General features: G+C 72.1%; 17 protein-coding genes. 11 read left to right on the plus strand and 6 right to left on the minus strand.

The window, feature by feature from the left end; translation table 11 throughout:
• Positions 1-2: 2 nt before the first annotated feature.
• The gene (locus tag ACFYST_RS01430; protein ID WP_387859088.1) at positions 3-905 is read right to left on the minus strand and encodes a RimK family alpha-L-glutamate ligase; all 903 of its coding nucleotides are present in this window, start codon (positions 903-905) and stop codon (positions 3-5) included.
• 381 nt (positions 906-1286) lie between these two features.
• Here ACFYST_RS01430 and ACFYST_RS01435 point away from each other — a divergent pair, with 381 nt between their 5' ends.
• Positions 1287-2378 carry a DUF3103 family protein gene (locus ACFYST_RS01435; RefSeq protein ID WP_387860050.1) on the plus strand — a complete coding sequence of 364 codons (1092 nt, stop codon included), beginning with the start codon at positions 1287-1289 and terminating at the stop codon, positions 2376-2378.
• A gap of 154 nt (positions 2379-2532) precedes the next feature.
• On the plus strand, positions 2533-3486 hold the full coding sequence (locus tag ACFYST_RS01440; protein ID WP_387859090.1) for a helix-turn-helix domain-containing protein: 954 nt from the start codon (positions 2533-2535) through the stop codon (positions 3484-3486).
• A gap of 81 nt (positions 3487-3567) precedes the next feature.
• Here the strand turns inward: ACFYST_RS01440 and ACFYST_RS01445 are convergent, their stop codons facing one another.
• Complete coding sequence (locus ACFYST_RS01445; RefSeq protein ID WP_387859092.1) at positions 3568-4017, minus strand: SsgA family sporulation/cell division regulator; 450 nt, start codon at positions 4015-4017, stop codon at positions 3568-3570.
• Between the two features lie 440 nt (positions 4018-4457).
• Here ACFYST_RS01445 and ACFYST_RS01450 point away from each other — a divergent pair, with 440 nt between their 5' ends.
• From ACFYST_RS01450 to ACFYST_RS01465, 4 genes are all read left to right on the plus strand, one after another.
• Positions 4458-5717: a PucR family transcriptional regulator gene (locus tag ACFYST_RS01450; protein ID WP_387859093.1), complete on the plus strand. Its 1260-nt coding sequence runs from the start codon at positions 4458-4460 to the stop codon at positions 5715-5717.
• Positions 5718-5901: 184 nt separating this feature from the next.
• Positions 5902-6723, plus strand: coding sequence for an alpha/beta fold hydrolase (locus ACFYST_RS01455; protein WP_387859095.1), 822 nt, complete (start codon positions 5902-5904; stop codon positions 6721-6723).
• An 81-nt stretch (positions 6724-6804) separates the two neighbouring features.
• Entirely contained in the window at positions 6805-7644 is an 840-nt protein-coding gene (locus ACFYST_RS01460) for a helix-turn-helix domain-containing protein (RefSeq protein WP_387859097.1), read from the plus strand.
• Between the two features lie 61 nt (positions 7645-7705).
• Positions 7706-8422, plus strand: a complete 717-nt coding sequence (locus tag ACFYST_RS01465; protein ID WP_387859099.1) for an alpha/beta fold hydrolase — start codon at positions 7706-7708, stop codon at positions 8420-8422.
• A 79-nt stretch (positions 8423-8501) separates the two neighbouring features.
• Here the strand turns inward: ACFYST_RS01465 and ACFYST_RS01470 are convergent, their stop codons facing one another.
• Positions 8502-9338, minus strand: a complete 837-nt coding sequence (locus tag ACFYST_RS01470; RefSeq protein ID WP_387635963.1) for an alpha/beta fold hydrolase — start codon at positions 9336-9338, stop codon at positions 8502-8504.
• 254 nt (positions 9339-9592) lie between these two features.
• Here ACFYST_RS01470 and ACFYST_RS01475 point away from each other — a divergent pair, with 254 nt between their 5' ends.
• A complete protein-coding gene (locus ACFYST_RS01475) occupies positions 9593-10141 on the plus strand; it encodes a Dps family protein (RefSeq protein ID WP_387635960.1) in 549 nt (182 codons plus the stop codon).
• 138 nt (positions 10142-10279) lie between these two features.
• Here ACFYST_RS01475 and ACFYST_RS01480 read toward each other — a convergent pair whose 3' ends face one another.
• The 3 genes from ACFYST_RS01480 to ACFYST_RS01490 all read right to left on the minus strand — a co-directional run bounded on the left by ACFYST_RS01480 (position 10280) and on the right by ACFYST_RS01490 (position 12245).
• Positions 10280-10987, minus strand: a complete 708-nt coding sequence (locus tag ACFYST_RS01480; protein ID WP_387635958.1) for a GPR1/FUN34/YaaH family transporter — start codon at positions 10985-10987, stop codon at positions 10280-10282.
• Positions 10988-11094: 107 nt separating this feature from the next.
• Positions 11095-11577, minus strand: coding sequence for a DoxX family protein (locus ACFYST_RS01485; RefSeq protein ID WP_387859100.1), 483 nt, complete (start codon positions 11575-11577; stop codon positions 11095-11097).
• Between the two features lie 5 nt (positions 11578-11582).
• On the minus strand, positions 11583-12245 hold the full coding sequence (locus ACFYST_RS01490) for a hydrolase (protein WP_387859102.1): 663 nt from the start codon (positions 12243-12245) through the stop codon (positions 11583-11585).
• A gap of 301 nt (positions 12246-12546) precedes the next feature.
• Here ACFYST_RS01490 and ACFYST_RS01495 point away from each other — a divergent pair, with 301 nt between their 5' ends.
• The 4 genes from ACFYST_RS01495 (at position 12547) to ACFYST_RS01510 (ending at position 17053) form a co-directional block, all read left to right on the plus strand.
• Positions 12547-13638, plus strand: a complete 1092-nt coding sequence (locus ACFYST_RS01495; protein ID WP_387635950.1) for an LLM class flavin-dependent oxidoreductase — start codon at positions 12547-12549, stop codon at positions 13636-13638.
• Complete coding sequence (locus ACFYST_RS01500) at positions 13635-14243, plus strand: FMN reductase (RefSeq protein ID WP_387859104.1); 609 nt, start codon at positions 13635-13637, stop codon at positions 14241-14243. The genes ACFYST_RS01495 and ACFYST_RS01500 overlap by 4 nt, the downstream gene beginning before the upstream one ends.
• 56 nt (positions 14244-14299) lie before the next feature.
• Positions 14300-16198: an amidohydrolase gene (locus ACFYST_RS01505; protein ID WP_387859105.1), complete on the plus strand. Its 1899-nt coding sequence runs from the start codon at positions 14300-14302 to the stop codon at positions 16196-16198.
• A 168-nt stretch (positions 16199-16366) separates the two neighbouring features.
• Complete coding sequence (locus ACFYST_RS01510) at positions 16367-17053, plus strand: YoaK family protein (RefSeq protein ID WP_387859107.1); 687 nt, start codon at positions 16367-16369, stop codon at positions 17051-17053.
• Positions 17054-17081 lie beyond the last annotated feature (28 nt).

Genomic DNA, 17081 nt, shown 5'->3' on the forward strand with positions numbered 1-17081 from the left:
CGCTACGTCAACCTCTCCGCGCAGGCGGCGATCAGGGCGTCGGTCACCTGAGTGACCCGCCCGCCCCAGCGGACGTTGGCGTTCACCTCGCACACGGTGAAGGTGCCGTCCTCCTCGAAGAGCAGATCGACGCCGGCCAGCACCAGACCGACCTCCTCGGCGGCCCGCACCGCGAGTTGCTCCGCCACCGGGTAGCGGCCCGGGCACGGCTCGACGGTGCCGCCGAGCGAAACGTTCGACTGCATCAGGCCGTTGGCGGACGTGCGCAACCCGACGGCCACCGGCCGGCCGTCCACCACGATCACCCGCAGGTCGCGGCCGTGCGAGTGCTCGACGTAGCGCTGGAACAGGAACGGCACGTCCCGGCGCAGGCAGCCCTGGACGTCCGCCACCATCGCGGCGTCCCGCGCCAGGAACACCTGGTGGCCGCCACTGCCACGTACCGCCTTCACCACGCACGGCTCCGGGATCCCGACCAGCGCCCGGTCCGGCCGGGTGTCGGTGTAGGTACGGGTGTCCGGTACGGGCAGACCGGCCTCGGCGAGCCGCTGGAGCTGCCAGAACTTGTTGACGCAGGTCAGGACGGCGTCGGGTGGGTTGATCAACTCGGTCCCCATCGCCTGGAGTTGACGCAGCAGGGTGATCTCCCGGTCACTGCTCAGCGAGGTCATCGCCAGCCGCACCACAGCCACCCGGGGCGGAGTCACCGGACGCCCCGTCAAGTCGTACAGGCTCAGCTTCCCGCCCGTCACGCCCAGCAGCAGGCTGTCGGTCGACACGACCGTGAACCGCGAACCGAACGCCTCGGCGAAATCCCGGCCCAGCCGCTTCGCCACCGGGGAGTCCTGGACGGCGCGGCCGAGCAGCAGCCACAACTCGGCCTCGGGAAGGGGCTCTTGGGCCACGGGGCGGTCTCCTCGGATCGGCGGTTGAACGGGCGCCCCCATCATCCGTGCAGAACCTGTCCCGGCGGGGGCGAAACGCAGGCGGGAGCGAGAACCGGGGGCGCGGGGGACGGCGTCGCCGACCGCTGGTGGGAGATTTTGAGCAGACACGGTCACGATTTGGGACAGACATTACGGACACTTCATGACCGGTCCGTACTGGACGGTCGCACGAGGTCTATTCGCGTAGACGCCTGATACCCCACCATGGTGCCGCTCCAGGAACCATCACGTCGGACCGACCCGGGTTCGGCGTCCATGGCTTGCCCGGGATCCCGGGCGGTCACCACAGGTGGAGGCTCCCCCATGTTCTCCCTGCACTCTGCACGGCGGTTCCGTGCGGTGTTGACCGGTCTGACGTTGACCGGTCTCGCCGTTACCGCAGCTCCGGGCCTGGCGTCCGCGGCCCCCGCCCCCCAGCGGCATGCGACGCGTGTCTCGGCCGTGGACGGCATCGAGGACGGTACGGCGCGGTCGCTCGCGCTGTCGCTCGGTGACAAGGCCTGGCAGCGCCAGGTCTCCGGCGCGCTCGCCCAGGGCAAGGCGGTGGGCCTGCGCGGGCTGACGGCCGGGTCGGCGACGGCCGGTGCGAACGGGTTCGGTGCGCACATCGCGAAGGCGGACCGGCAGGTCGCGGACGCGAAGGGTCTCGGCGCGGAGGTCGGTCCGCTGCTTCAGGCGCGGCTGGTCGGTGCGGCCGTCGACGGGATGGAGCCGCTGGTGGCTTCTTCGCCGTCGGACGACAACGCCACCGTGGTGGTCGCGTACGACAGCGCCGGCAAGACGTACAACCTGGCGGCGGACCACGCCCCGGACCGTCCGGTGATCCTGGTGGACGTGGACACCGACAAGGCCACCGAGGCCGGGATGAAGGTGCTGCAGCAGGAGCTGGCCGCGGCCGGTCTGCAGGCGCCGGTGAGTGCGCCGGCCGCCGCGGCTGCCACCGGTTTCTGGACCACCCGGGTCACCGCCGTCACCGTCAAGGACGTGAAGGAGCCCTGGTTCAAGGGCGCCGCGGAGATCTTCGACCTGGTGACGGGCTTCGGTCTGGACGGCAAGGTGCGGGTCGACACCGTGACCATGCCGTACCTGGACGACGCGAACAAGACGTACTACCCGAACCAGATCCTGGTGAACTGGTCGCTGTACAAGTACAACCTGGCCGACGTCGTGATGATGGAGGACGACGGCAACACCAACTACTCCTCGCTGGCCAAGGCGCTGGCGGCGGTGCTGCTGACGATCACCGACCAGGGCGCGTACATCCCGCTGGTCAACGCGATCATCGACGCGATGCCGTCGTCCTGGTGGACCGACGACCCGGACTACGTCGAGTCCTGGTACACCCTGGCCACCACCACGACCGGTACCCGCACCGGTGCCTCGGGCAACGGGACGATGACCTTCGACCGGTACTGGGTGTCCGCACTCTGACCGACCGACGGACGTGAGCCGGGCGCCGGCGGGAGGCACTGCTCCCGCCGGCGCTCCGGCGCGGGGCAGCCGCGAATTGGGCCGGGGCGTCCGGAGATGGTGTGATTTCGGGGTCGGCTCCCGACGGGCCGGCGTCGAACGAGAGGAACGTCCCGTGTCCGCCGAGCTCCCCACCGGACCGCTGTCCGCCGCCGAGCATGCGGAGATGTGGCACGCGGCGGTGGCCACCGCGTACGTGCCGATGGCCGTGGAGTTCCTGGAGGAGGAGCCGGCGCCGGGGACGATCTCCAGCCACCGGCTCGGCCCGATGCGGATCCTCCAGGTGCGGGCCGCGCCGCAGACGGCGACCCGCACCCGGCGGATGATCGAGCGGGACGAGTCCGCCGCACTGATCCTGACCCTCCAGCAGAGCGGCACCGCGCTCAAGGAGCAGGACGGGCGGGAGGCGTTGATCCGGCCCGGGTCGTTCTCGATCACCGACGCGTCCCGGACCTTCCGCAAGCGGGTGGCCGAGGACTTCGTGTTCACGTCGTTCCACTTCCCGCGCGCCGCACTCGACGTCGAGGAGCGGCATCTGCGCGCGCTGACCGCGACCGCGTTCGCCCCCGAGGGCAGCGCGGCCCTGGCGGCGACCTACCTGGCGGGGATGGCCCGCGAGGCGGCGACGCTGGACGAGGCGATCGGGCGGCGGGCCGCGGCGACCGCGCTCGACCTGCTGTCGCTGGTGGTCGAGGACCGGTGCGGGCGCGAGCGGCCCCCGCAGGCGCATGCCGCCGCCTCGCTGGCGCGGATCAAGGACCACATCCTGCGCAACCTCGGGGACCCGGACCTGTCGCCGTCCGGCATCGCGGAGGCCAACCACGTCTCGGTGCGGTTCCTGCACAAGCTGTTCCAGCAGGAGGGGGCGACCGTCGGGGCATGGATCCGGGCGCAGCGCCTGGAGCGGTGCGGCCGGGACCTGCGCCGGCCGATGGCCGAGCAGGCAGGTGTGGCGGGGATCGCCCGGCGCTGGGGTTTCGTCAACTCCAGTCATTTCAGCCGGGCGTTCCGGGCGACCTACGGGATGGCGCCGCGCGAGTGGCAGCTGCTCGGCCGGTCGGAGGGCTGACGGCCCGGGGCGACGGGCCCCGGGCGACGGGCCCCGCGCGATGGGGCCGCGCGGTGCGGGCCGGGTGTCGGGTTTGGGGGGTCAGCCGGTCAGGGTGTGCAGTTCGGTGTCCCAGTCGATCCGGGTGCCCTCGGTGCCGGGCGGGACGAGGGAGAAGGTGTCGCGGCGCAGCCAGCGGCGGATCTGGCGGGCCGGCAGGTCGAGCAGCACGCTGCCGTCGTCGCCCTGGAGCATGATCCGCAGCTCGGTGCGGCCGTGGCACGGGCAGGGCGGCCAGACGCGGACGTCGCCGAGGCCGGTGGGCTTCTGCAGGCCTTCCCAGAGCAGGTCGCGGGAGAACTGCCAGACGCCCGCCTCGGAGGCCTGGCCGAGGAACTCCAGGGCGACGGCGTACGGGTCGTCGGCGCAGTAGCCGAGGCGGACGGGTACGGCGATGGACTGGTGCTCGCCGAGGACGATCTGGGCGTCGAGCGCGAGGTCGGTGCTGATGGCCTCCGGCTGCGGGTCGGACAGCGGGTGGGGGGCGGACATGAAGTTCTCCTGAATCCGGTGGGGACGGGCGGGGCCGTCCGGTGTGCGCGCGGTGAAGGTGCGGCCGGTCGGTGGCGTGGCGGCCGGCGGCGGTGCGGTGCTCTCGCCCCGGTCCTGGGAGCTGCCGGCGGCCAGGGGGGGGAGGTGGAGCCTCCCGGCAGGTTACGTGGGCGCCGATCGGGCGGATGTTCCGGCGATGCACGGCGACGTGACGATCCGTGCACCGTTCGCCCGCCGCCGCGGCGGGGGCCGTCCGGTGCGGCGGGGTCGGGCGCGGTTGGGGGCTTTGGCCAACCTGCCTGATGTGCGGGGGAGTTCGGGCGATTGAGGCGGGTTTCGGGAGGGCGCCGCGGACCCGTCGGCGGGGCCGTTTTCGCGCTTTGTTGAACGTTTGGCTATCACGTTTCGCTTCTTGTATGAATGCGGCGGGAGGCTTGATCATGACGATGTTGATCCAGCGCGCTCGTCCTGGCGGCGAGGCGCTCCAGGCCCTGGTCGACGGGCTGGCCGAAGAACTCGGCCGTTCCGTCGTCCTGGACGACCCGCTGGTGCGGATGATCTGCACCAGCCGGCACTTCGGCGACGAGGACGGTGTGCGGGTGCGCACGCTGCTTCAGGGCATCGCGGACGACGAGGCCATCCGCTATGTGCTGTCGCAGGGCGTCGTCCAGTGGACCCGGCCGGGCGTGCTGCCCGCCCGGGACGACCTGGGGCTGCGGCCGCGCTACTGCGTACCGATCCGCGAACGCGGTTACCTGCTGGGCATCCTGATGGTGGTGGTCACGGACGCCGCGCTGACCGGCGAACAGATCGCCGCCATCGACCGGGCCGCCCGCGCGCTGGCCGCCGAGATGTACGCCCAGCGCCTGGCCTCGGACCTCGACGAGGAGGAGAGCCGCCAGCTGGTGTCCCGGCTGGTCGGCCACGACTCCGAGCAGCGCTGCGCGGCCCACCGGCGGCTGGTCGAGGACGGCCTGCTCCCGGAGGGACCGCACACGGTGGTGACCGCTGTGGCCGTCTCCCGGCAGCGCGACGCCCCCGGCCGGGTCGAGGTGGCGCTGTGCGCCGCCCTCGACCCGTTCCGCCGGACCAGGGCGGCGCTCGGGCTGCTCGCCGTCGAAGGGGACCGGGCGGTGCTGGTGCAGGTCTTCGAGCGCGAGCCGACCGAGGACGACCTGGATTTCCAATGCCGCACCGTGGCACGCTCGTTGAAGACCTTCCTGGAACCGGGCACGGCCGTCGTGATCGGCGTCGGCGGCCGCCGCGGCGCGCTCGCCGAGGCGTGGATCTCCCACGACCAGGCCCGGGTGGCGCTCCGTGCGGCCCGCCGGCTGCCCCGGCTGGAAGGCATCGCCGACTGGGAACGGCTCGGCGAGTACACCGTGCTGCTCCAGCTGCCCGAGGACGCGCTGAACAGTTCGCTGCTGCCGAAACCGCTGCGGAAACTTCTGGACGGCGGCGCCAACGCCAAGCTGGAGGAGACGCTGCGCTGCTTCCTGGAGAACGCCGGCTCGGTGCCCCGGACCGCGGAGACCCTGGAGGTCCACCGCACCTCGCTGTACTACCGCCTGCGGCAGATCCAGGAGATCACCGGCCTGGACCTGGACAACGGTGCGCACCGCCTGGTGCTGCACACGGGCCTGCGGCTGCTGGAACTGATCGGCAGCCGGACCGACCCGGCCGTTGCTACAGACCGATGACATGCCGGCCCTACAGAGGGAGAAAGGTTCGGCAGGCAATCCCTACGCCGGTCGGTGGTCAGCGCCCTGCCACCCCGACCAGAATCGACATCACGAGCTGCCACCGGGCCCACTCCTTCGGACCTGGACGTTTCCCGCATCCACAGCCGACCCGAACGGACCGGACACCGACACCATGAACGAAATGATCACCAAGGACGGAGTGCGCCTGAGCTACCGCGACAGCGGCGGCGACGGCGTCCCGCTGGTCATGCTCCATGGCTGGGGGCAGACCCAGGAGATGTTCCGTCACCAGCTCGCCGGACTGGCCCCGGGCCGGCGGGTGGTGACGGTGGACCTCCGCGGCCACGGCCGCTCGGAGAAGCCCCACCACGGCTACCGGATCGCCCGGCTGGCAAACGACGTCCGCGAACTGGCCGACCACCTCGGCCTGGACGCGTTCGACGCGCTGGGCTGGTCGATGGGCGCCTCGGTGTGGTGGAGCTTCGCCGACCAGTACGGCACCGGGCGGATTCGCCGCCTGGTGCTGGTCGACCAGCCCGCCGCCGTCGCCGCCGTGCCCTGGACGGCGACCGCCGAACAGCGCGAGTCCGGCGCCGTCTTCGACGTGGCCGGGCTGCTGGAACTGTGCGCCGCGCTGGCCGGGCCGGACGGCGCGCAGGTCCGCGAGGGCTTCGTCCGTTCGATGTTCAGCGGCGACACCGACCCCGGTGTGCTGGCCTTCGTCCTGGACGAGATCCGCGCCACCCCCGCGTACGCGGGCGTCCCGCTGCTGTTCGACCACTGCGCCCAGGACTGGCGCGACGTGCTCGGCCGGATCGACGTACCGGCACTGGTGCTCGGCTGCGAGGGCAGCCACATCGACCCCGCCTCGCAGCGCTACATCGCCGAACGGATCCCCGGAGCGCGGCTGCACGTGTTCCCGAAGTCCGTGGCGAGCTCGCACTTCCCGTTCCTGGAGAACCCCGACGAGTTCAACGCCGTCGTGGAGAAGTTCCTCTCCTAGATCTGGCTCCTGTCCCAAGTAATTCGCACCACCGCCCACAACCGGTCGGAGACTCCCGTGATCCCCTCGGGTTCCTCACCCATGCCCGAAAACGACTGCTCGCTGCTCGACCAGGCGCTCTACGCCGGCGTCATCGACGTCCTCTCGCCGCCGCCCGGCGCCGATCCCCTGGACTGCCTGTACGTCGCCCTGCACGTGCAGGGCGCGGCCTCGCTGCGGCAGGGCGAACACTGCACCGTGCTCGCCCCCGGCGACCTGCTGATCGGCACCACCCCGCACCCGGTGGGCCTGCTGCGCGACGCCGAGTGCCGGATGCTGCGGTTCCGCGTGCCGTGCTTCTACCTGGGCGTCCGGCAGGCCGACGTGCGGCGCACCGGTGGACTGCTGGCGCGCGGCGACGCGGGCGTCGGCGCGCTCGCCTCGCAGTTCCTGCACACCCTGGCCGGCCAGTCCCAGGCCCACCGGGCCCGGCCCGGCAACCATCTGGCGCGCAGCGTCTCCGACATCGTCGCCATCCTGGTGACCGAGCTGCTGGAGCGCGAGAGCGCCGAACAGCCCTCCGGCGCGGGCGAGATGCTCGCGCGGCTGCGCGAGCACATCGAGGAGAACCTCGCCGACCCGGACCTGTCGCCCGAGTCGATCGCCCGCTCGCAGCACATATCGGTGCGCTACCTGCACAAGCTCTTCCAGCAGGACGGCACGACGGTCGGCCAGTGGGTGCGGCACCGGCGCCTGGACGCCTGCCGCCGCGAACTGGAGCGCCCCGCGCGCCGCCAGACCAGCGTCTCCGCCGTCGCGCACCGCTGGGGCTTCGTCAGCCACTCGCACTTCTCCCGCGCGTTCCGCGAGACCTACGGCGTCTCGCCCCGCCAGTGGCAGGCCTACGCCGCCGCCCGCGTCGACGGCGTCCACCCCGCCTGACCGACCCACCCCCCGCGCCCGCAGGCCCGCCCGGCTGCGGGCAGCCTCCCGAAAGGCCGTTATGTCCGCCACCCGGCCCACCGTCGTGCTCGTCCACGACGGCTGCTCCGACGCCGCCACCTGGGTCGGCGTCGTCGCCGAACTCCACCGCCGCGGCCTGACCGTGTTCGCGGCCGCCAACCCGCTGCGCGGACTCGCCCACGACGCCGCCTACTTGGGTTCGCTGCTCGCGGGCGTCGACGGCCCCGTGGTGCTGGTCGGCCACGCCTACGGCGGGGCGGTGATCACCGAGGCCGGGGCGGCGCCCAATGTGGCCGCGCTGGTCTACATCGCCGCGTACCTGCCCGACGTGGGGGAGAGCTACGACGGCCTGGTGGCCCGCCACGCCCCCGGGCAGGGCGGGGCCCACCTGCTGCGCTCCGCCGTCCACACGCCCGGCGCGGGGCAGGCGACCGAACTGACCGTGCCCCGGGAGTGCTACCGGTCGCTGGTCGCCGCCGACCTCGACCCGGAGCTGGCGCAGGCTCTCGCCGCGCTCCAACGCCCGGTCGCCGAGCGGGTGTTCAGCGACGCTCCGACCGTCACGGCGTGGCGCGAGCTGCCCTCGTGGGCGCTGGTGACGGGCGCCGACCAGGCGCTGCCGCCGGAGGTGCAGCGCTTCACCGCCGAACGCGCCGGCGCCCGGGTGACGGAACTCGCCGAGGCCTCGCACGCCGTGGCCGTCTCCAGGCCGAGCGCCGTCGCCGAGCTCATCCACGAAGCGGCGCGCGGCATTTGACGCCGCGCCGGAAATGGTTCGCGCCCGGCATCCGCGGAGAGCGAATGCCGGGCGCGAGGCTGTCACGTCCGGTGCGGACTTACTTGGCCAGGAAGGCCAGCAGCGCGGAGTTGACCTCCGCGGCGTGGGTCCAGAGCAGGCCGTGCGGCGCGCCCTCGATCTCCACGTAGTCGGCGGTGGGCACCGCGCGGTGGAACGGGCGGGCGGTGTTCTCGATCGGCAGGATGCGGTCGCCGGTGCCGTGCAGGATCAGCGTCGGGACGTCGATCTTCGGCAGGTCGGCGCGGAAGTCGGTGTACCAGGTGGCCGGCGCGGCCGAGGCCGCGAAGGCGCCGCCGGAGGCAGCGGCGTTCCAGCTGTTGCGGACGGCCTCCTCGCTGATCCGGGAGCCGAGGTTCTCGTCCAGGTTGTAGAAGTTCTCGAAGAAGTCGGTGTAGTAGGCGTAGCGGTCGGCCTTCACCGCGGCGATGATGCCGTCGAAGAACTCCTTCGGGGCCGCGCCCTCCGGGTTGTCCTCGGTCAGCAGCAGGCACGGCTCGAGCGAGGCCAGGAAGGCGACCTTGGCGATCCGCTCGGTGCCGTAGGTCGACACGTAGCGGGCGACCTCGCCGGTGCCCATCGAGAAGCCGACCAGGACGGCGTCGCGCACGTCCAGGGTCTCCAGGACGGTGTTCAGGTCGGCCGCGAAGGTGTCGTAGTCGAAGCCGGTGGTGGTCTGCGAGGACTGGCCGAAGCCGCGGCGGTCGTAGGTGATGACCCGGTAGCCGGCGTCGAGCAGCGCGGCCTCCTGGAGCTCCCAGGAGTGGCCGTTGAGCGGGAAGCCGTGGATCAGGACGACCGTCTGGCCGGTGCCGTGGTCCTCGTAGTAGACCTCGATCGGGGTGGTGTTCTCCTGGCCAACGGTGATGAACGGCATGGCACTTCACTTTCGTTACGGGGCGGTCGGCCCGGCTGGCGGGCTGTTGACGAGTCACACGGTAGGAGTGGTGGGAGGCGGTCGATCGTCTGGGAGAGCACACGCGGTCGTCCCAGAGCGCCTTCCTGCTGACCTGCCGTCAACTGGCGTCGCCCGTGCGCTCACCGGCTGCGGATCGTGCGCGGTCAGGACAGGACGGGGGTCCGGCTGTTCCTACGCTGGTGCCGCCCGACCCCGAGATCACCAGGAGCACCATGTCCAGCCAGCCCCGCCTGCACCAGAGCGGCCCCGCCGTCCAGGAGTTCGGCACCGTCACGCAGCTGCCGATCGCGCTGTCGCACGACGCCCGCCTGTACTCGGCGCAGCGCCTCAACCGCATCCTCGCGGACAGCCAGTTCCTGTACGGGCTGTACAAGAAGTACCACTGGGGCATGCGCGGCCCGACGGCCTACCAGCTGCACCTGCTGTTCGACAAGCACGCCCAGGAGCAGCTGGAGCTGATCGACGCGCTCGCCGAGCGGGTGCAGACCCTCGGTGGCGTCGCGGTCGGCGACCTGCGGCACGCCGCCGAGTTCACCAGCGTGCCCCGCCCGCCGGACGGCCTCGAGGATGTCCGCTCGATGCTCTCGCGGCTGCTGGACGCCCACGAGCGCGTCATCACCGACGCCCGGGACGCCGCCAACCGCACCGCCGAGCTCGGCGACGACGGCACCCAGGACCTGCTGGTGTCGCAGATCATCCGCGGCGGCGAGACCCAGGTGTGGTTCCTCGCCGAGCACCTGGTCGCCACGCCGGAGCTGTAGGCCGGAGTTGTAGGCCGGAGCTGTAGGCACACACCAAAAGGGGCCGTCCTCGGACGGCCCCCTTTTTTGTGGCCTGTGCGTTCGGTCAGCAAGAGGGGCCGTCCTCGGACGGCCCCTCTTTGTTGCTCGTGCGGTCGGTCAGAGCGTGCGGCGGATGCCGGCCTGGCGCTCCAAGCCGTGCAGCTGATCGGCGAGTTCGGCGGTCATGGCGTGCTTGACGGGGCCGCTGCGGCCGATCGGCAGGACGTCCCGGCCGCGCAGTTCCTCCACCATCAGGGCGTACGCGGCGTACACCGCGACCAGCGCGAGCAGGACGCCGAGCACGCCGGCGATGTGGGTCAGCCACTCGAAGCCGGTGACGCCGCCCAGGCCGGCCACGAAGTAGCGCGGGGTGGCGACCAGCAGCACCGCCCACAGGGCCTTCTTCGGCCGGGCCACCGAGGCCATCAGGGCGGCGAACACGGTGAACGTCAGGTTCAGCACGCCCATCACGTGCCGGGCGCCGGGCGCGTCGAACGCGGTGACCAGGCCGAAGGACAGCCAGGCCCCGGCGAAGACGCCCATCAGGGTCGCCGCGATCACGTCCCGGGCGCCGAACGCCAGGATGGCGACCACCAGTTGGAGCAGGAAGGCGGAGAACACGGTGAGCGCCACGGCCTGCCGGTAGGCGCCGTCGATCAGGCCGAGCTGCAGGCTGCTGGTGACCGCCGAGGCGATCGCCACGGCGAAGAATCCGAGCGGCATCGGCGAGGCGATCGGCCGCAGGTGGATCCGGGTCATGGTGTGCAGCTCCGGCCGGGGCGCGGTGTCCGCCTGCTGGTGCTCTTCCATCGTCGCTGCCGTCATCTGTTCTGTTCCTTGCCTTGGGGATGTGGGGAGTTGATGGTGTGCAGAAGGGCTCGGGCCCCTGGAGCGAGTGCGTCCAGGGGCCCGAGCCCTTCTGCGGTGCTGCCCTACTTGCGGTGCAGGACGAACCGGGTGACCAGACCGCCACCGACACCGGCGACCAGCGCCGGCGCGAGGCACCACAGGGGCCAGTCGGCCAGGCCGAGCGCGCCGTCCACCGACCACTGGCCGGGGCCGGTGGCGGTGAGTGCGGCGGCCGTGACGATCAGCACGAGCGGGAACTCGTACCCGTCGTGCTGGACCCACAGGCCGTGCGGCCACTTGACCGTCAGGGCGACGGTCATGACGCCCATGACGCCCGCGCCCGCGAGCGGGGTGAGAAGACCGACCGCGAGCATCAGCCCGGCGCCGATCTGGGTACCGCCGGCAGCCAGGGCGGTGAGCATCCCGCCCCGGAAGCCATCACCCCGGAATTCGGCGGTACCGCCCGCCAGTCCGCTGCCGCCCAGGTGGTAGCTGACCTTCTGGACGCCGTGCCCGGCGATCAGCAGGCCGACGACCAGGCGGAGCAGGAGGAGACCGGTGTTCATGACGGTCAGCCCGCGGCGTGCGGGTTGATCATCGACTGGGCGTAGAAGACGCCCATGCCGTAGGCGCCGCCGTGCTCCTTGACCAGGTCGGTGACGGCGACGTAGGTCTCCGAGCGGGCCCAGTCGCGCTGGAGCTCGAGCAGCACCTGCACCCAGGTGACGGGCACGGCGCCGGCGGCGGTCATCCGCTGCAGGGCGTGCTCGTGGGCCAGCGGGCTGACGCCACCGGAGGCGTCCGCCACGACGTAGACCTCGTAGCCCTGGCCCAGCGCGGAGAGCGCCGGCAGGACCAGGCAGACCTCGGTCCACAGACCCGACAGGATGATCTTCTTACGGCCGGTGGCCTTGACGGCCTCGACCAGGGCCTCGTCCTCCCACGCGTTCATCGTGGTGCGGTCGATGACTTCCTGGTCCGGGAAGACCGCCTTGAGCTGCGGCAGGATCGGGCCGGAGAAGGACTCGGCGGCGACGGTCGACAGGACCACCGGCACGTCGAAGATCTTCGCGGCCTTGGCCAGACCCACGGTCGAGTTGATGATCGAGGTGCGGTCGCCGGAACCGGTGCCGAAGAACATCTGCGGCTGGTGGTCGACGAACAGCATCATCGAGTTCTCGGGGGTGAGCAGGTCCGGGCTGGGGGCAGCCTTGACGTTGGCGAAGTCGACCATGATGGTTCCTTCTTCTTTGACAATCGCGGGAATTGACGGAGCGTCAGACGCTCAGCCCGGCACTCAACCGGTTCTGCCGGGGTGCCACGTCAACCAAGCTAATCCCCGTTCGGCGCCAGGTTCTGCCCGCTGCGCGCCCGGCGCTGTTCCGACAACGCACACCGTCCGTGGCCTGCAACTTCAGTGCGCTCCGGGGCAATTGGTCATGCGCTGGAAAGGCCTTCGGCCGCCCGATCGGTGCCTACGGTCGAGGCGCGGCCCGATCGGGTCGTGCACAGCTTGTGAAAGGCGGTACCACCCCGTGCAGTTCGGGATATTCAGCGTCGGCGACGTGACGGTCGATCCGACCAATGGACGGATGCCCACCGAAGGGGAGCGGATCAAGGCGATCCTGGCGATCGCGCTCAAGGCCGAAGAGGTCGGCCTCGACGTCTTCGCCACCGGCGAGCACCACAACCCGCCGTTCGTGCCGTCCTCACCGACCACCATGCTCGGCTGGATCGCCGCGAAGACCGAGAAGCTGATCCTCTCCACCGCGACCACGCTGATCACCACCAACGACCCGGTGAAGATCGCCGAGGACTACGCGATGCTCCAGCACGTCGCGGACGGCCGCGTCGACCTGATGCTCGGCCGCGGCAACACCGGCCCGGTCTACCCGTGGTTCGGCCAGGACATCCGTCAGGGCATCGCGCTCGCCACCGAGAACTACGCGCTGCTGCGCCGCCTCTGGCGCGAGGACGTGGTCGACTGGGAGGGCCGCTTCCGCACCCCGCTGCAGGGCTTCACCGCCACCCCGCGCCCGCTCGACGGCACCGCGCCGTTCGTCTGGCACGGCTCGATCCGCAGCCCCGAGATCGCCGAGCAGGCCGCCTACTACGGCGACGGCTTCTTCCACAACAACATCTTCTGGCCGCAGGAACACACCCGCCGGATGATCCAGCTGTACCGCACCCGCTTCGCCCACCACGGCCACGGCACCCCCGAGCAGGCCATCGTCGGCCTCGGCGGCCAGGTCTTCATGCGGAAGAACTCGCAGGACGCGGTGCGCGAGTTCCGCCCCTACTTCGACAACGCCCCCGTCTACGGCCACGGCCCGTCGCTGGAGGAATTCACCGAGGCCACCCCGCTGACCGTCGGCAGCCCGCAGCAGGTCATCGAGCGCACCCTCTCCTTCCGCGACGCGGTCGGCGACTACCAGCGCCAGCTGTTCCTGATGGACCACGCCGGCCTGCCGCTGAAGACCGTCCTCGAGCAGCTCGACATCCTCGGCGAAGAGGTCGTCCCCGTGCTGCGCAAGGAGTTCGCGAAGAACCGCCCCGCCGGCGTGCCGGACGCCCCCACCCACGCCTCGCTGGTCGCGGCCGGACAGCAGACCGAGGCCGCCAAGTGAGCACCGTGAACCTGGCCGTGGTCTCCGGCGGACTCAGCGTCCCCTCCTCCACCCGGCTGCTCGCCGACCGCCTCGCCGAGGCCACCACCGCCGCGCTCGCCGCGAGCGGACGCGAAGTCAACGTCCAGCTGCACGAGCTGCGACCGCTGGCCGGCCCGATCTCCAACCACCTGGTCACCGGCTGGCCGGCGCCCGCGCTCGGCACCGCGCTGGAAGAGGTGAGCAACGCCGACGCGCTGATCGCCGTCTCGCCGGTCTTCTCGGCGTCCTTCAGCGGCCTGTTCAAGTCCTTCTTCGACCTGCTCGACCCCGGCGCGCTGGCCGGAAAGCCGGTCCTGGTCGGCGCGACCGGCGGCACCGCCCGGCACTCGCTGGCCCTCGACCACGCGCTGCGCCCGCTGTTCGCCTACCAGCGCGCCCTGGTCGCCCCGACCGCCGTCTTCGCGGCCTCCGAGGACTGGGGCGGCACCGGCGACTCGCACACCGACACCCTGCCCGCCCGGATCGAACGCGCCGGGCAGGAACTCGCCGCACTGGTGACTCTCGGCGGCATGCGCCCCGCCGACGGTTCGAGCCCGACCGCCCCCGTCCTCGGCTTCCACTGACCGTCACCCGCACCACCACTCGCACCGCCCCCCGCACCGCCCGGAAGGGACCCGCCATGTCCACCATGCCCGTCGCCGGAATACGCCCCGGCACCCCCGCCCCCGAACAGCCCGCCGACCTGGTCGTCCGCAACGCCAAGGTGTTCACCAACGACCCGCGCCGCCCGCAGGCCACCGCGGTCGCGATCCGCGACGGCGTGATCCGGGCGGTCGGCGAGGACGCCGACATCGTCCCGCTGGTCGGCCCCGGCACCCGGGTGGTCGACGCGCTCGGCCGCCGGGTCGTCCCCGGCCTCAACGACGCGCACCTGCACGTCATCCGCGGCGGCCTCAACTACGTGATGGAACTGCGCTGGGACGGCGTCCGCTCGCTGCGCCAGGCCCTCGCCATGCTGCGCGAGCAGGCCGAACGCACCCCCGCCGGCCAGTGGGTGCGCGTGGTCGGCGGCTGGTCCGCCGACCAGTTCGTCGAGCGCCGGCTGCCCACCCTGGCGGAGCTGAACGCCGCAGCCCCCGACACCCCCGTCTTCGTGCTGCACCTCTACCAGTCGGCGCTGCTCAACAAGGCCGCGCTGCGCGCCGCCGGCTTCACCCGGGACACCCCCGACCCGGCCGGCGGCCAGATCGTCCGCGGCCACGACGGCGAGCCCACCGGCCTGCTGATCGCCGCGCCCGGCGCGCTGCTGCTGTACTCCACCCTCGCCAAGGCGCCGATGCTCGACGAGGCCGACAAGCTCGACTCCACCAAGCACTTCCTGCGCGAGCTCAACCGCTTCGGCCTGACCTCCGCGATCGACGCCGCCGGCGGCTTCCAGGCGTTCCCCGAGAACTACGGCACCGTCATGGAACTCGCCCGGCGCGGCGAACTGACGCTCCGGATCGCCTACCACCTGTTCCCGCAGACCGCCGGACAGGAACTCGACGACCTCAAGCGCTGGATCGACACCGTCCGACCCGGCGACGGCGACGAGTGGCTGCGCCTCAACGGCGCCGGCGAGAACCTCACCTGGGCCGCCGCCGACTTCGAGAACTTCACCGAACCGCGACCGCAACTCGGCGCGTACGAGAGCGAGTTCGAGAAGGCCGTCCGGATGCTGATGGAGAACGGCTGGGGCTTCCGACTGCACGCCACCTACGACGAGACCATCCGCCGCGACCTCGCCGTCTTCGAGAAGCTCGCCGCCGAAGGCCTCTTCCCGCAGGGCAACCGCTGGCTGTTCGACCACGCCGAGACCGTCAGCGGCGAGAGCCTGGACCGGATCGCCAAGCTCGGCGGCTCGATCTCCGTGCAGAACCGGCTCTCCTTCCAGGGCGAGGCCTTCGTCAACCGCTACGGCGCCGCCGCCGCCGCCGAGGCCCCGCCGCTGCGCGCCATGCTCGACCGCGGCCTGACCGTCGCGGGCGGCACCGACGCCACCCGGGTGTCCTCCTACAACCCGTGGGTCGCGCTGCACTGGCTGGTCTCCGGCCGCGCCCTCTCCGGCCGCCGCCTCGCCGCCGAGCACAACCGCCTCGACCGCGCCCAGGCCCTGGAGCTGTTCACCCTCGGCGGCGCCCGCCTCACCGGCGAGCAGGACGTCAAGGGCCGCCTCGCCGTGGGCAGTTACGCCGACCTGGCGGTGCTGAGCGCCGACTACTTCACGGTCGAAGAGGCCGACATCGCGCACATCGAGTCCGTGCTCACCGTCGTCGGCGGCAAGATCGTGCACGCCGTCGCCGAGCACGAGGGCCTGATCGCCGACCTGCCCGCCATCAGCCCCGAGTGGAGCCCCGTCGCCCGCTTCGGCGGCTACCAGGCCAGCCCCGCGCCCGGCCTGGCCGGCGCCCAGCAGGCCGACCGGGTGCTGGAGGCCGCCGCGTCGTCCGACGAGCAGTACGCCTGGCGGGTGGCCCGCGGCCGCGCCCTCCCCGCCTCCGGGCAGCCGGTGCTGCCGCAGGACCCCTGCTTCTTCTGACGCCCACTTCCCTCCGGGGGCATCGCCGCGCATGCTGCGGCGGTGCCCCCGCACGCATCCCGCCCGCGTCCCGCCCGCGTCCCGCCCGCGTCCCGCCCGCGTCCCGCCCGCATCCCGTCCGCATCCCGTCCGCATCCCGCCCGCATCCCGCCCCCAGGAGGCGCCGCCGTGTCCACCCCCACACCGTCCGCACCGCCCGCACCACCCGCACCGCAGATCACCGACCGCCACCCGCTGGCGCTGGCCCTGTTCGGGCTCACCATGGCCAGCGGACTGATCGACGCCGTCAGCTACCTCGGCCTCGGCCACGTCTTCACCGCCAACATGACCGGCAACGTGGTCGTCATCGCGTTCGCCCTGGCCGGCGCACCCGGCTTCTCCGTCGCCGCCTCGGTGACCTCGCTCGGCGCGTTCCTGCTCGGCGCCGTCCTGGCCGGCCGGTTCACCACCGGCCGGCGCACCGGACGGCTGCGCACCGCACTGGCCCTGGAGGTCGCGCTGCACGCGGTGGCCGCCGCCGTGGCGTTCGCCTGGACCGTCGAGGGCTCCGCCGCCCGGTACGCGGTGATCACGCTCGGCGCGGTCGCGATGGGCATCCGCAATGGCACCGTCCGCGCCCTCGGCGTGCCCGACCTCACCACCACCGTGCTCACCCTCACCCTGACCGGCCTGGCCGCCGACTCCCGCCTCGCCGGCGGCACCGCCCCGCGCCAGCGCCGCCGCATCCTGTCCGTCGCTACCATGCTGGCCGGCGCGATCCCCGGCGCCGTCCTGGTCCTGCACGGCCAGCTCGCCTGGGCCCTGGTGGCCGGCGCGGCCCTGGCGGGCGTCACCGCGCTGCTCTACCGGGAGTGAAACCTTGGAGTGAAACCGGTCCGCTTTA

Source organism: Kitasatospora sp. NPDC004614, from assembly GCF_042873675.1.
Classification (GTDB): domain Bacteria; phylum Actinomycetota; class Actinomycetes; order Streptomycetales; family Streptomycetaceae; genus Kitasatospora.